This window comes from Caulobacter endophyticus (assembly GCF_003116815.1).
GTDB lineage: Bacteria > Pseudomonadota > Alphaproteobacteria > Caulobacterales > Caulobacteraceae > Caulobacter > Caulobacter endophyticus.
This window is the reverse complement of record NZ_QDKQ01000052.1, coordinates 43,552-56,316: the sequence shown is the minus strand read 5'-3', so window position 1 is coordinate 56,316 and position 12,765 is coordinate 43,552. Positions and strand designations below refer to the sequence as shown.

Genomic DNA, 12,765 nt, shown 5'->3' with positions numbered 1-12,765 from the left:
TTTGCGATAGCTGAATTGAATTTCGATATTCCAGGCGTTGTTCGGGCCGAGTATGCGTCGCAAGGCTGGGAAAGAGCGAGGCGGGATCAGATCGCCTTCGCCCAGCCCCTGGCCACATAGGCCGCCGCCACCGCCTCGGCCACCTTGATGCCGTCAACGCCTGCCGAGAGGATGCCGCCGGCATAGCCCGCGCCTTCGCCGGCCGGGAACAGGCCAGCGGTGTTGAGGCTCTGGCCGTCCTTGCCGCGCGTAATGCGGATCGGCGAGGAGGTGCGGGTCTCGACGCCCGTCATCAGCACGTCGGGGTGGTCATAGCCGGCGATCTGGCGGCCGAACATCGGCAGGGCCTCGCGCATGGCCTCCAGCACGAACGGCGGAAGGCATTCGGCCAGATCCGTCATCCTGATGCCCGGCTTGTACGAGGGCGAGACCTCGCCCAGGGCTTCCGATGGACGGCCGGCCAGGAAGTCGCCGACCTTCTGGGCAGGAGCCTTGTAGTCGCCGCCGCCGGCGGTGAAGGCCAGGCTCTCCCACTTGCGCTGGAATTCGATGCCGGCCAGCGGGTGGCCCGGATAGTCGCGCTCGGGATCGATGGCCACGACGAAGCCGGAGTTGGCGTTGCGCTCGTTGCGCGAATACTGGCTCATGCCGTTGGTCACCACCCGGTTCGGCTCCGAGGTCGCCGCCACCACCGTGCCGCCCGGGCACATGCAGAAGCTGTAGACCGTGCGGCCGTTGGCGCAGTGATGCGACAGGCTGTAGTCGGCGGCCCCCAGGTCCGGATGGCCGGCGCAGGCGCCGAAGCGGGCCTTGTCCATCCACGACTGCGGATGCTCGATGCGCACGCCGATCGAAAACGGCTTGGCCTCGATGTGGACGCCGCGATCATAGAGGGTCTGGAAGGTGTCGCGCGAGGAGTGGCCGACGGCCAGCACCACGTGCTCGGTCTCCAGATACTCGCCGGTCGACAGGTGCAGGCCCTTGAGCCTGCGCTGGCCGTCCTCGCCCGCCTCGATCTCGAAGTCGGTCACCCGGTGCTGCCAGCGGTACTCGCCGCCCAGGCCCTCGATCAGGGCGCGGATGTTCTCGACCATGTGCACCAGGCGGAAGGTGCCGATGTGCGGGTGGGCCTCGGTGAGGATCTCCTCGGGCGCGCCGGCCGCGACGAACTCCTCCAGCACCTTGCGGCCCAGGAAACGGGAATCCTTGATCTGGCTGTAGAGCTTGCCGTCCGAGAAGGTGCCTGCGCCGCCTTCGCCGAACTGGACGTTCGACTCCGGATTCAGCTCGCTCTTGCGCCACAGGGCCCAGGTATCCTTGGTCCGCTCGCGCACCACCTTGCCGCGGTCGAGGATGATGGGCTTGAAGCCCATCTGCGCCAGGATCAGGCCCGCGAACAGGCCGCAGGGACCAGCGCCGATCACTACCGGGCGCGGGCCGTCGAAGCCTTCGGGTGCGCGGGCGGTGAAGCGGTAGTCGGTGTCGGGCGTCGGGCGCACCTGGCTGTCGGCCTTGAAGCGCTCCAGCACGGCGGCCTCGTCACGCAGAGCCACGTCCACCGTGTAGACCATCAGGATCGCCGACTTCCTGCGCGCGTCGTGGGCGCGCCGCCAGAGCTTGACCTCCAGCAGGTCGGCCGGGTCGATCCCCAGGCGCGCGCAAATGGCCGGAGCCATGGCCTCCGGCGGATGGTCCAGGGGCAGCTTAAGTTCGGAAAGACGCAGCATGGCGCGGGTTTAGCGGGTTGGAAGCGCGTGCGCCATGGGGAGAGGTCTTCGTAGACCTTTCAGGATTGGGCGCCCTTCCCCCATCGAGGGGAAGGGGGCGATAGGTCAGACCGCCAGCCGCTTAAGCCGCTCGCGCAGGTCCACCAGTTCCGGCAGCGGCGTGTCCAGCTTGCAGAAGAACTGCTCGGCGACGCCCAGGGCCTGGTCGCGCATGGCGTCGCCGGCGTCGGTCAGCGAGATGATCACTCGCCGCTCGTCGTCGGGATCGCGGCTGCGGGCGATCAGGCCCGCGCCTTCCAGCCGCTTCAGCAGAGGGGTCAGGGTGCTGGATTCGAGGTCCAGGGCCTGGCCCATCTCGCCCACGGTGCGCGGGCTGTGCTCCCATAGCACCAGCATGGCCAGGTACTGCGGGTAGGTCAGGCCCAGGGCGTCCAGCAACGGCCGGTACAGGCGCGTGACCCGATTGGCCGCGCTGTAGAGGGCGAAGCAGAGCTGGCGGTCGAGGCGCAAGACCTCGACCGCTTTGTCCAGGGCTTTGTCGGCGTCCGAGGTCATGCAGCCTTTACGTTGAGGGCGACATCGATGTTGCCGCGGGTGGCGTTGGAATAGGGGCAGACCTGGTGCGCGGTTGCAACCAGGGCTTCGGCCTCTTCCTGCGAAAGGCCCTGGGTTTCAACGTCCAGCGCCACCTCAAGCTTGAAGCCGACTTCCTGCGCGGCCAGGCCCACCACGCCGGTGACGGTCGAGGCGGTCAGCGGGATCTTCTGCTGGCGGGCCACGAAGGCCATGGCGCTCTGGAAGCAGGCGGCGTAGCCCGCCGCGAACAGCTGCTCGGGATTGGTGCCGTCTTCCTTGCCGCCCAGGGCCTTGGGCATGGCCAAGCGCACGTCCAGCAGGCCGTCGCTGCTGCGGACGCCGCCTTCGCGGCCGCCGGTGGCCGTGGCGCGGGTTTGGTAGAGAGTGCTCATCGGGTTCGCTCCTGCGATTGAATTGGTGAGAGCGATTTAATCGTGCGCGATATTAATTCAAGGCCAACCCTGCGATTTTTCCTTCACCGAAAATGCGAAGGCCCGGCGAGGGATCGCCGGGCCTTCTGGTCTCTCGGGGGATCGAGCGATCAGCTACCCGACGGGGGCGGCGGATGCGAGGCGGCCTCGCGGGCGGCGCGCGCCAGTTCGGCCCGCGTCGTAACGGCCCGGGCATAGGCCTCGGCCTCGCCCACGGTGTCGATCCGGGCGACCTGGGCCTGGATGGCCTGGACCGCCGCCGGATCGCCGCGCGCCAGTTCGATGTCGGTCTTGGCCAGAACCTGCAGGAAGCCCTGCAGATTGCCGCTGTCCGGGATCGGCTGGTTCGGGGCCGGGCGGGGCTCCTGGGCCTTGGCGGCGGCGAAGGCCACCGCTTCCGGCGCCGGCGAGGCCAGCACGGTCGGGCAGTCGGTGCGTGGGGCGGGCAGGGTCAGCAGGTGCAGAACGTCCTTGGCCAGGCGGTCGCGGTCGGTCATCGGCTGCAGGCCATAGAGGCGTTCCAGCGTCGCCGGCACCGAGGCGTGGTCATAGAGGGTGTGGTCGACCACGCCCTTGCCGATGCGGGGCGAGATCACGATGGCCGGCACCCGAACGCCGTAGCGGTCGAACATGAAGCCGCCCGTGTTGATCCTTGAATCAAGGGGGCTGCCGTCATTCGGAGGCGGTGCGGCCGGCGGCTCGACGCTGTCGTAGAAGCCGCCGTGTTCGTCATAGGTGACGATCAGCAGGCTGCGTTCCCAGACCGGCGAGTTGCGGATCGCCTCGTAGGTCGCCTTGATCAGGGCCTCGCCGCGCGCCATCGAGTCCATCGGGTGCTGCGAGGACCCGCCGGTGTAGGTGTTGCCGGTCACGTCGCCGTAGTTCGGCTCGATGAAAGTGTAGGCGTAGGGGTAGGGGCCCTGCAGGTCGTTGGCGAAGTTCGAGAAGCCGCTGGTGTTGATCTTGTACTTCACGCCCTTCAGCGAGGCGACCTGGGGGATGGAGCCGGCCAGGGTGCCGTACTCGTCGGCATAGATCCGCCAGCCCAGGTTCGCGCCGTTCAGCCGGTCGAAGATCGAGGCGCCGCTGGGATAGGTGAAGCCCGCGACCGTCATCCATGCGGCCATGTCGGCCTTGCCGGGCGAATTGGTCCAGCCGCCCGACGAGGCGCCGTGCACGAAGAAGCGGTTGGGCCAGGTGGGACCGGGCAGGGACGAGTGCCACGTGTCGCAGACGGCGAAGTTGGTGGCCAGTTGGTAGGTGACCGGCAGCTGGTTTTTGGTGTCGAAGCCCAGCATGATCTTGCCCCAGTGCTCGGACGTCGGCGGCGGGCCGCCTTCCGAGGCGCTGGTGGCGTAGTTGGCCACGAAGCCGGAGTTGTCGATGTGGCCGTAGGGGCCGCCGTTCGGCAGGGCCGCGCCTGGTCCGCACAGTTGCTCGACCACGTCCTTGAACTCGTGGCCGGGGTCGGTGGGCATGGCCACCGGGGCGTTCGACCCGGCAGGGTAGCTCTTGCCTTCGAAGCTGTTGGCGTTCGCGGGCGTGGCGACGCGCAGGCCCGGAATCCCCGAGAAGGCGAAGACGTTGTCGAACGAGTGGTTCTCCAGCATCAGCACGAAGACGTTGTCGATCGGGGTGTACGGCGCGACCTTGCGCATGGCCGCCTGATCGCCGCCCGAGGGCAGGTTGATCGCGAATGTGCTGAGGCTGGCCGACAGGGTGATGTTCTTGTCGACGTCGGCCGACTGCAGCTGGCACTCCTTCCAGTGCGCCCAGGAATCCAGGATGCCGATGATCGGCGCGCCGTCGTTCTGGTAGATGCCCGCCGAGGCGCCGCCCTCGACCGCGACCTTCACCGACCAGTAGTCCAGCACCATCCCGACGTTCAGGCCGGTGCGGAAGAAGACGGTCAGCGGACCCACGCTTTCGCCCGCCTGGGCGTACCAGGTGTCGCTCTGGGTGCCGTCGGTGCTGTTGTTGTGGAACAGGGTGATGGTGGCGGCCGAGCCGGTGTCGTTGCGCACCCAGACCTTGGCCGTCCGGCGCTCGGCCGGGTTCATCTTCGCGAACTCGCCGCCCGAGCGCAGGTTGATGCGGAAGCCCTGGGTGTCGACCGTGAAGGTCAGGTTCTGGCCAGCGTCTGCCGACTGCAGCTGGCATTCCTTCCAGTTGCTGTAGTTAAGGACGCCGCTGCTCTCATACAGGCCCGGGGTCGAGCCGTTGAGAACGTTGATCTCGCACGCCCAGTAGTCGAGGACGGTGAACGATCCGAACCCGGTGTTGAAGTGCACCGTCATCGGCCCGACCGTCTGGCCCGGCTTCGCCGTCCAGACCGCCTTTTCGGTGCCGTAGTCCGAATTATTGTGGAACAGGGTGATCGATGCGTCGCCATCGGTCGTGTTGGTGATGAACACCTGCGCGGTGCGCGCCGTCGCCATAAGCTTACTCCTTGGTCGGCCCGTCATCCCTTTTGGGCGACATGGACGCGCAGAACAATCTCAAGTCGTAAGCGAGGCTGTGAAAATCCGCACGTGAGCGGCCAAGGCGATCGGGAACCGCCTCAAAAGCCTGACCGTTGCAACGGCGAATCTGGGGCGATCACGGAGGAGCCGCCTTGCACGCCAACGCCGTCTATGGCCGGGCCCTGGCCCGCGCGTTCGGCGGCGCGCTGCTGTTCTCGTTCCCGCTCTTGATGACCATGGAGATGTGGTCGCTGGGCATGGCGGTGGAGCGGGCGCGGCTGCTCGTCTTCCTGCTGCTGTCGCTGCCGATGCTTCTGGGCCTGTCGTACTACGCCGGGTTCGAGCCGACCTTCCGCCTGAAGGACGAGGTGCTCGACGCCCTGGCCGCCTTCGGCGTCGGCTTCCTGCTGTCGGCGGCGCTCCTGGCCACGTTCGGGGTGCTGGGGCGCCACGGCCTGTTCTCGCAGGCCGATCTGGGCAAGGTCGCCCTGTGCGCCGTGCCCGGCGCGATCGGCGCCCTGGTGGCCGGAAAGCAGCTGGGCGAGGGATCGCCTTCCAGCCGCGAGAAATCCGAGGCCGGAACCCTCGGCGAGACCTTCCTGATGGCCGTCGGCGCACTGTTCCTGGCCTTCAATGTCGCTCCCACCGAGGAGATGATCCTGATCGCCTACCAGATGGGGCCGCTGCAGGCCCTGCTGCTGATGGCGCTTTCGGTGCTGCTGCTGCACGCCTTCGTCTACCGTCTGGGCTTTCCGGGCGAGAGCCGGCGACGCGAGGCAGGCGGCTTTTTGCGCACTTTCGTCGGCTTCACCGCGCCGGGCTACGGCGTGGCGCTGATCGTCAGCCTCTACCTGCTCTGGACCTTCGGACGCACGGACGGCGTCGCCCCGCACGAGATCGCCACCATGACCATCGTCCTGGCCTTTCCCGCCGCCCTGGGCGCGGCCACTGCGCGGCTGGTGGTCTGATGGCGACGACGGCCAGATCCCGCCCAGCGACCAAGTCGGCCCCGGCAAAGCGCAAGCCGCCGGCCAAGGCCAAGCCGCCCAGCGACGATATTCCGCCGCTGGAATGGATCTCGGCGGCCATTGGCCTGGTTTGCGCCCTGGTCGCCATCGGCTTCGTCGGCTGGGATGCTTTGCTGGGCGAGCGCTCGCCGCCGGCCATCGAGGTGCGGCTGACGGCGGTGACGCCCACCCCCCACGGCTTCGTCGCCGAGGTCGATGCGATCAACCACGGCGGCTCTCCGGCCGCCCAGGTGGTGATCGAGGGCGTGCTGAGCGGGCAGGGCGAGGCCGAGACGGCCCAGGCGACGCTGGACTACATCCCCGAACGCTCGCGGGCCGAGGGCGGTCTCGTCTTCGAGCACGATCCGCGGGCGGGCAGGCTGGTGCTGCGGGCGAAGGGCTTCGCCGACGCCTCCTGAGGGATCACGCCGCCCAGGCGGCCGCGAAGCGCTTCAGTTGCGAGCGGGCGGCGCTTTCGTGCACGGCGCCGGTGCGCTCCAGGCGCAGGAAGAGGTCGCCGGCGGCGTGGGCGGCGCGGGCCGGCAGGCCCTGGCCGTTCAGCCGTACGAGGCCTCGCTCGGCGGCCTTGGTCGAGATCCACACGGTGCGCGGGCCGATGATGGTGTCCAGCTCCACGCGGCCGCCCTCGGCCAGCACCTGGGCGTCGAGGCGGACGGTCAGCCACAGGTCGTGACCGCGAACCATGGCGGCCGGGTCGGCCTTGATGCGGACGATCAGGAGGGTCTCGCCGACGCGTACGGTGTCGCCGTGGCGCAGGCCGGCAGGCAGGGTCAGGCGCAGGCGGCGGTCGGCGATGTCGGCTTCCAGCGCGCCGCCGGAAAAGGCGAAGGCCGGCTCGATCTCCAGCACCGCCTGGCTCGGCATGGCGGGGGTCTGGACGGTGGCGGGCGGAAAGCCCAGGCCCGCCGGCGGCTCGACGCCCTGCAGCATGCGGTAGGCGGTCAGCACGTCGCGGAAGAGGGCCGCGTCGCCGCCGGGACGATCAGGATGGGCGCGCTTGGCGGCCTCGCGATAGGCCGCGCGCAGCTCGCGCTCGTCGGCGCCGGGCGCGACGCCCAGTATCGCACGGGCGGCGGAAAGAGACAGGGAAGGGGCCGAGGCGGCGGTCATGCCGCGACCCTGCGCCGACTTGGTCAACGGGGCGTTAAGTTAACTTCTTCGCGAGCCGTGTGCGGCGATCGGCGTCGATGCGCGTAGGTAGCGGTCAAGCATGGCCCCCGGGGGCGGACGGGCCTATATCCAGGCCATGACCGACGCCCCGCTGATCCCCGCCTCGCCCAGCGAGGACGACTATGTCGCCCAGGTGGCTTCCGCCACCCCGCCGCCGCTGCTGCCTGAGGGCGATCCGATCCATCTGTTCGGCGAGTGGCTGGCCGAGGCCGGCAAGTCCGAGCCCAACGATCCCAACGCCATGTCCGTCTCGACGGTGGACGAGCACGGCATGCCGGATTCGCGGATGGTGCTGCTGAAGGACGTCGATAGCCGCGGCTTCGTCTTCTACACCAACCTGCAGAGCGCCAAGGGCCAGGAGCTGGCGGCCAATCCCAAGGCGGCCCTGCTGTTCCACTGGAAGTCGCTGCGCCGCCAGGTGCGGGTGCGCGGGCTCGTCGAGCCGGTCAGCGAGGCCGAGGCCGACGCCTATTTCGCCAGCCGCGCGCGCCACAGCCAGCTGGGCGCCTGGGCCAGCGACCAGTCGCGTCCGCTGCCCGATCGCCTGGCGCTGGAACGCCGCGTCGCCGAGGCCGGCTTGAAGTACGGCCTGATCGGCAAGGTGCCGCGCCCGCCGCACTGGTCAGGTTTCCGCATCGTCCCCCAGGTCATCGAATTCTGGCGCGACCGTCCGTTCCGCCTGCACGAACGCCTGGTCTACGAGCGCGTCGACGGCGCCTGGACGACGAAGCGGCTATTCCCCTAAGGGGCGCTTTCCCGGGGCGCCCCGATGACCGCATACGACCCTTAGCGGCAATTGGTGTGCGGTGGAGCTAAGGCCCGCGCATAGGCTTAACGCGGGCGGTGCCCAAGTCCCTGGGCGCAGTCAGCATTACCCTCTGGTGCCCTTTCGGGCCTCCTCTGCCCTCCACCACACCGATGCAGTGTGGCACTGGGAAGGTCGGCTAACCACCCATGTCAGACCTTCATGAAGGCCGCGCCTCGGAGCGTGAGGGGGCGACATTCTAGAGCCAGGGAGAGCCGATCCGCCCTTACCCCGGCCCGTAGCGCGCCAGGAACGTCTCCACCGCGTCCTCGGCGATCTGGGTGACCGGGCGGTCGGGCTGCACCTCGTCGCCGGCCGACAGGCCCAGCACCAGGGTGGCGTGGTCGAGCATGCCCATCAGCTGGCCCGCCGCCCACGAGGGCTTGTCGACCTTCAGTTCGCCCGAGGCCTTCAGCTCCTGCACCACCTGGATCGCGGCCCCGCCCAGCGACTCGCGGGCCGCCCCCAGGAAATGATCGGCCACCCCCTCGAAGCGCCGCCGCTCGGCGGTGACCATCCGAAACATCGCCCGCGTGGCCGGGGTGGCGAAGAACTCGGCATAGGCCCGCGACAGGGCGGTCAGCCGGGCGCGGGCGTCGCCGCCGGCCTTGGCGCTTTCGCGCACCGGCTGGGCCATCGTCCGCACGCTGTCGACGACAACGGTGCGGAACAGCTCGGCCTTGCTTGGAAAGTAAGCATACAAGGTGGCGGTCGAGACGCCCGCCGCGCGGGCCACCGCCTCCATGCCGGCGTCCGCGTAGCCTTCCTTGAGGAAGATGTCGCGAGCCGCGGCCAGGATCTCCGCCTTCTTGTGCTCGGACCGTTTCAGTCCGGCGCCGATAAGCATGGGGTTCCTCAACATCAGACTGTGATGGTCAAACGCTACTATCGCGTAAGTAGATCGCGCAAGCGTCCGCGAGGACTTGCACCGAACTTTGCGCTATGGGACGCCCGGGCGCCGCCGATCGGGCGGGCGAAGACGAAGGTTGAAGGCGTGATCAAGGACGCGGAAGCGGCGCGCGAACAGGAAGTGGCGGCTTGGCTTGGTACGAGAGCCGATCAGACCATCGAGACCTCCTGCGCGCGGGTGTTCCTGGTGGGCGAGTCCGCCTTCAAGGTTAAGCGCCCGGTCGACTTCGGCTTCTTGGATTATTCGACCCTGGAGTTGCGCCGCTGGTCGTTGCAGCGCGAGCTGTCGTTCAACCGCGCCGCGGCCCCCGATATCTATCGCGCCGTGCGCCAGCTGACCCGGACCGCCGACGGCGGCATCGAGATCGACGGGGCCGGCGAGGTGGTCGAGTATCTGCTGGAGATGCGCCGGTTCGACGGCGAATCCGTGCTGGCCTCGCAGCCGTGGGCCATCGACGACGCCCTGGAAGACTCGCTGGGCCGCACCATCGCCCAGTTCCACGCTGGCGCGGCGCTGCGCCCGCAGGGCGGCGGCGTCTCGGCGCTGGGCTACACCATCGCCTCCAACGCAAACCTGCTGCGGGGCCTGGCCTCGCGGCTGGGCGCCCAGGCCGTCGAGCGGCTGGTCGAGGAGACGGACCTGGCCCTCAAGCGCCTGGGTCCGCAGCTCGACGCCCGCGCCGCCGAGGGCTTCGCCCGCCACTGCCACGGCGACCTGCACCTTGGGAACATCCTGATCGAGGACGGCAAGCCGATCCTCTTCGACTGCATCGAGTTCAACGACGCCCTGTCGGACATCGACGTGCAGTACGACCTTGCCTTCCTGCTGATGGACCTGGACTTCCGCCGTCGCCGCGACGCCGCCGGCCGGGTGCTGAACGCCTATCTCGACGAAGCCGCCCGCACCTTCGGCGAGGGATTGTGGACGGGCCTGGCCGCCCTGCCGCTCATGCTCAGCGTCCGAGCCGCCGTGCGCACCCACGTCTGGGCCTATACCGGCGACGACGAGGCCGCCCGCGCCTATCTGGCCACCGCCATCGAGCACCTGGCCCCCAAGCCGGTCAGCCTGGTGGCCACCGGCGGCCTGTCGGGCTCTGGCAAGTCGACCTTCGCCCGCGTCTGCGCGCCGGGCCTGGGCGCCGCCCCCGGCGCGGTGGTGCTGCGCACCGACGAGATCCGCAAGCGCCTGTGGAACGTGCCCTCGCTGGAGCGCCTGCCCAAGGAGGCCTACACCCCCGAGGTCAGCGACAGGGTCTATGACGAACTGTTCCGCGACGCCGAGCTCGTGCTGAAGGCCGGCCGCTCGGTTGTGGTCGACGCCGTGTTCATCAAGCCCGAGCAGCGCGCCCGCGCCGAGGCCCTGGCCACCAAGCTCGACGTCGCCTTCCAGGGCGTCTGGCTGGAAGCCCCCGCCGAGGTCCTGCGCGCCCGCGTCGCCGCCCGCGTCAACGACGCCTCCGACGCTGACGTCGCCGTGCTGGAAAGCCAGCTCACGCGCGACACCGGCGAGATCGACTGGCGCCGGGTGGACACGGTCAGCGCCTTCGAGGACGAGGCCAGGGCGCTCGCCGAGCAGATGGGGTGAACCTCCAAATCCTCCCCCTGAAGGGGGAGGTGGCCCGAAGGGCCGGAGGGGGAAGTCCCTTCTGAAGCTGAGGGAGCTTGGGAGGTGGGAAGTCACATCCCCCTCCGTCGGCTTCGCCGACACCTCCCCTTCAGGGGGAGGATCTTCGGGCGCTACCCCACCGCCGCCCTCGGCGGAGGCGTGCGGTCCACGGCCATGGCGATGGCCGAGATCAGGTCCAGCGGCTTGACCGGCTTGCCCAGGTGCTCGTCGAAGCCCAGCTTCAGAAAGCGCTCGCGGTCGCCGGCCATGGCCGAGGCGGTCAGGGCGATCACCGGCGTGTCGGCCGCGCCGGCCGAGCCCGAGCGGATCTCGGAAAGCGCCGTCACCCCGTCCATCACCGGCATGTTGATATCCATCAGCACGCAGTCGAAGTGCGAGGCCTTCAGCGCGTCCAGCGCCTGGCGGCCGTCCTCGACCACCGTCAGGTCGACGCCGGCGGCCTCCAGCATCAGCCGCACGACCATCTGGTTCATCGGATTGTCCTCGGCCATCAGCACACGAGGAACCGCGCCGTCGTCCTCGGTGATCTCGGGCGCCTGAGCAGGCAGGGGCGGAGCCTCGGGGCGGGGCGCGCGCAGCAGCAGCAGGAACCGCGCGCCGCGTTCGGCCGGCTCCAGGCTGAGGTCGCCGCCCATCCGGCGGGCCAGCGCCCGGGCGATGGTCAGGCCAAGGCCCATGCCGCCATAGGCCCGCGACACGCTTTCGTCGGCCTGGGTGAAGCTTTCGAAGATGCGCTCGGCGAAGGCGGGGTCGATGCCTGGGCCGGTGTCGGTGATGCGGATGGCCACGGTCTCCAGGCCGTCTGGCGCGTCGCCCTGGCTGGAGACCTCGATGGTCACCCCGCCGACGCGGGTGAATTTCAGGGCGTTCGACAGCAGGCCGCCCAGCACCTGCCGGATGCGCGCCGGATCGGCGTGCAGCCGCTGTGGGGCGGTGGCGTCGATGCGCACGTCCACCGACAGGCCCCGCACCATGGCCATGTCGCGCCAGGTGTCGGCCACCGCGTGGACGAGGTCGTGCAGGTCGAAGTCGCAGGGGGTCAGCTCGGCGTCGCCGGCGTCGAGGCGGGCGATGTCGAGCACGTCGTTGAGCAGTTGCATCAGGCTGTCGCCCGAATGGATCATCAACTCCACATAGTCGCGCTGGCGCTCGTCCAGGTTCGTGCCTTTCAGGGCGTGGGCCAGGCCCAGCAGGCCGTTCATCGGCGTGCGCATCTCGTGGCTCATGGTCGCCACGAACACCGACTTGACGCGCGAGGCGGCCAGGGCCCGTTCCTTTTCCTGCCGCAGGCCGCGGGTCAGTTCGTCCATCTTCCGGGCGGCGGCGCGGTTCAGCAGCATGGCGTTGATCGTGGTCGCCACGAGCATCAGCATCGCCCAGCGGTTGGTCAGCGAGCCCATGTCGTGCGGCGCGACGGTCACGAACGGAAACACCATCAGGCAGACCAGCGGCGGGGCGGTGGTGATCGCCAGCAGGCTTATCGGCTGGTGCCGGAAGTTCTGGGTGAAGATGATCTGGCCCGCGCAGACGCCCAGGGCCGCCAGCCGCAGGTCTTGGCCCGGGAACATCCACAGCGCCACGGCCAGCCAGGACCAGACGATGTTGATCGGGATCGAGGCCAGCACGAACAGCGCCCGCAGGCGGTCGGTGGTCGGGCCGGTGAAGCGGCGGATGACCAGCGAGGCCAGGGCCTCGCCCGCCGCCAGGGCGGCGAACCAGCCGGCGGCCATGGCTGGACCCAGAGCGATCCCGACGACCATGGCCACCAGGGCGGCGGAGACCAGGCGCGACACCGTCAGGCGGCGCGTGTCGTTCGCCACCTCGTCCAGCCGTTCGTCGGCGCCTAGAGCATCGAGCCATTGCATGGCCGTGCACCCCGTCCCGCACCTGGAGCGAACCAGGCCGTGCTGAAGCTAACCGCAAAACGTCGTTCTGGGAGTGAACGGACCGTGCGGCCGATCAGCGCGGCCGTGTATACAGGCGCGCACTCTACGCCTCCGTGCAGATGCGCGCAAAGTCGGCGGGGAAAC

11 protein-coding genes are annotated in these 12,765 nt (G+C 69.2%); 4 read left to right on the top strand and 7 right to left on the bottom strand.

The window, feature by feature from the left end:
- Positions 1-86: 86 nt before the first annotated feature.
- The 4 genes from DDF67_RS13965 to DDF67_RS13950 all read right to left on the bottom strand — a co-directional run bounded on the left by DDF67_RS13965 (position 87) and on the right by DDF67_RS13950 (position 5,172).
- The gene (locus DDF67_RS13965; RefSeq protein WP_109101472.1) at positions 87-1,727 is read right to left on the bottom strand and encodes an NAD(P)/FAD-dependent oxidoreductase; all 1,641 of its coding nucleotides are present in this window, start codon (positions 1,725-1,727) and stop codon (positions 87-89) included.
- A gap of 105 nt (positions 1,728-1,832) precedes the next feature.
- On the bottom strand, positions 1,833-2,282 hold the full coding sequence (locus tag DDF67_RS13960; RefSeq protein ID WP_109101471.1) for a MarR family winged helix-turn-helix transcriptional regulator: 450 nt from the start codon (positions 2,280-2,282) through the stop codon (positions 1,833-1,835).
- Complete coding sequence (locus DDF67_RS13955) at positions 2,279-2,695, bottom strand: organic hydroperoxide resistance protein (RefSeq protein WP_109101470.1); 417 nt, start codon at positions 2,693-2,695, stop codon at positions 2,279-2,281. The genes DDF67_RS13960 and DDF67_RS13955 overlap by 4 nt, the downstream gene beginning before the upstream one ends.
- Before the next feature lie 149 nt (positions 2,696-2,844).
- Complete coding sequence (locus tag DDF67_RS13950) at positions 2,845-5,172, bottom strand: alkaline phosphatase family protein (RefSeq protein WP_199229233.1); 2,328 nt, start codon at positions 5,170-5,172, stop codon at positions 2,845-2,847.
- A 176-nt stretch (positions 5,173-5,348) separates the two neighbouring features.
- Here DDF67_RS13950 and DDF67_RS13945 point away from each other — a divergent pair, with 176 nt between their 5' ends.
- Both DDF67_RS13945 and DDF67_RS13940 read left to right on the top strand, forming a co-directional pair.
- The gene (locus DDF67_RS13945; RefSeq protein WP_199229232.1) at positions 5,349-6,164 is read left to right on the top strand and encodes a TIGR02587 family membrane protein; all 816 of its coding nucleotides are present in this window, start codon (positions 5,349-5,351) and stop codon (positions 6,162-6,164) included.
- The gene (locus DDF67_RS13940) at positions 6,164-6,622 is read left to right on the top strand and encodes a hypothetical protein (RefSeq protein WP_109101469.1); all 459 of its coding nucleotides are present in this window, start codon (positions 6,164-6,166) and stop codon (positions 6,620-6,622) included. Before DDF67_RS13945 ends, DDF67_RS13940 begins: the two co-directional genes overlap by 1 nt.
- Before the next feature lie 4 nt (positions 6,623-6,626).
- Here the strand turns inward: DDF67_RS13940 and DDF67_RS13935 are convergent, their stop codons facing one another.
- Positions 6,627-7,334 (bottom strand): DnaJ C-terminal domain-containing protein, encoded by a 708-nt coding sequence (locus DDF67_RS13935; protein ID WP_109101589.1) that lies wholly within the window; start codon positions 7,332-7,334, stop codon positions 6,627-6,629.
- Between the two features lie 136 nt (positions 7,335-7,470).
- On the opposite strand from DDF67_RS13935, the gene pdxH reads away from it, so the two are divergent.
- A complete protein-coding gene (pdxH, locus tag DDF67_RS13930; protein ID WP_109101588.1) occupies positions 7,471-8,139 on the top strand; it encodes a pyridoxamine 5'-phosphate oxidase in 669 nt (222 codons plus the stop codon).
- Positions 8,140-8,425: 286 nt separating this feature from the next.
- Here the strand turns inward: pdxH and DDF67_RS13925 are convergent, their stop codons facing one another.
- Complete coding sequence (locus tag DDF67_RS13925) at positions 8,426-9,046, bottom strand: TetR/AcrR family transcriptional regulator (RefSeq protein WP_109101468.1); 621 nt, start codon at positions 9,044-9,046, stop codon at positions 8,426-8,428.
- A gap of 147 nt (positions 9,047-9,193) precedes the next feature.
- Between DDF67_RS13925 and DDF67_RS13920 the strand changes: the two genes are divergently transcribed.
- Positions 9,194-10,693: a bifunctional aminoglycoside phosphotransferase/ATP-binding protein gene (locus DDF67_RS13920; RefSeq protein WP_109101467.1), complete on the top strand. Its 1,500-nt coding sequence runs from the start codon at positions 9,194-9,196 to the stop codon at positions 10,691-10,693.
- 152 nt (positions 10,694-10,845) lie between these two features.
- Here DDF67_RS13920 and DDF67_RS13915 read toward each other — a convergent pair whose 3' ends face one another.
- The gene (locus tag DDF67_RS13915; protein ID WP_109101466.1) at positions 10,846-12,600 is read right to left on the bottom strand and encodes a response regulator; all 1,755 of its coding nucleotides are present in this window, start codon (positions 12,598-12,600) and stop codon (positions 10,846-10,848) included.
- Positions 12,601-12,765 lie beyond the last annotated feature (165 nt).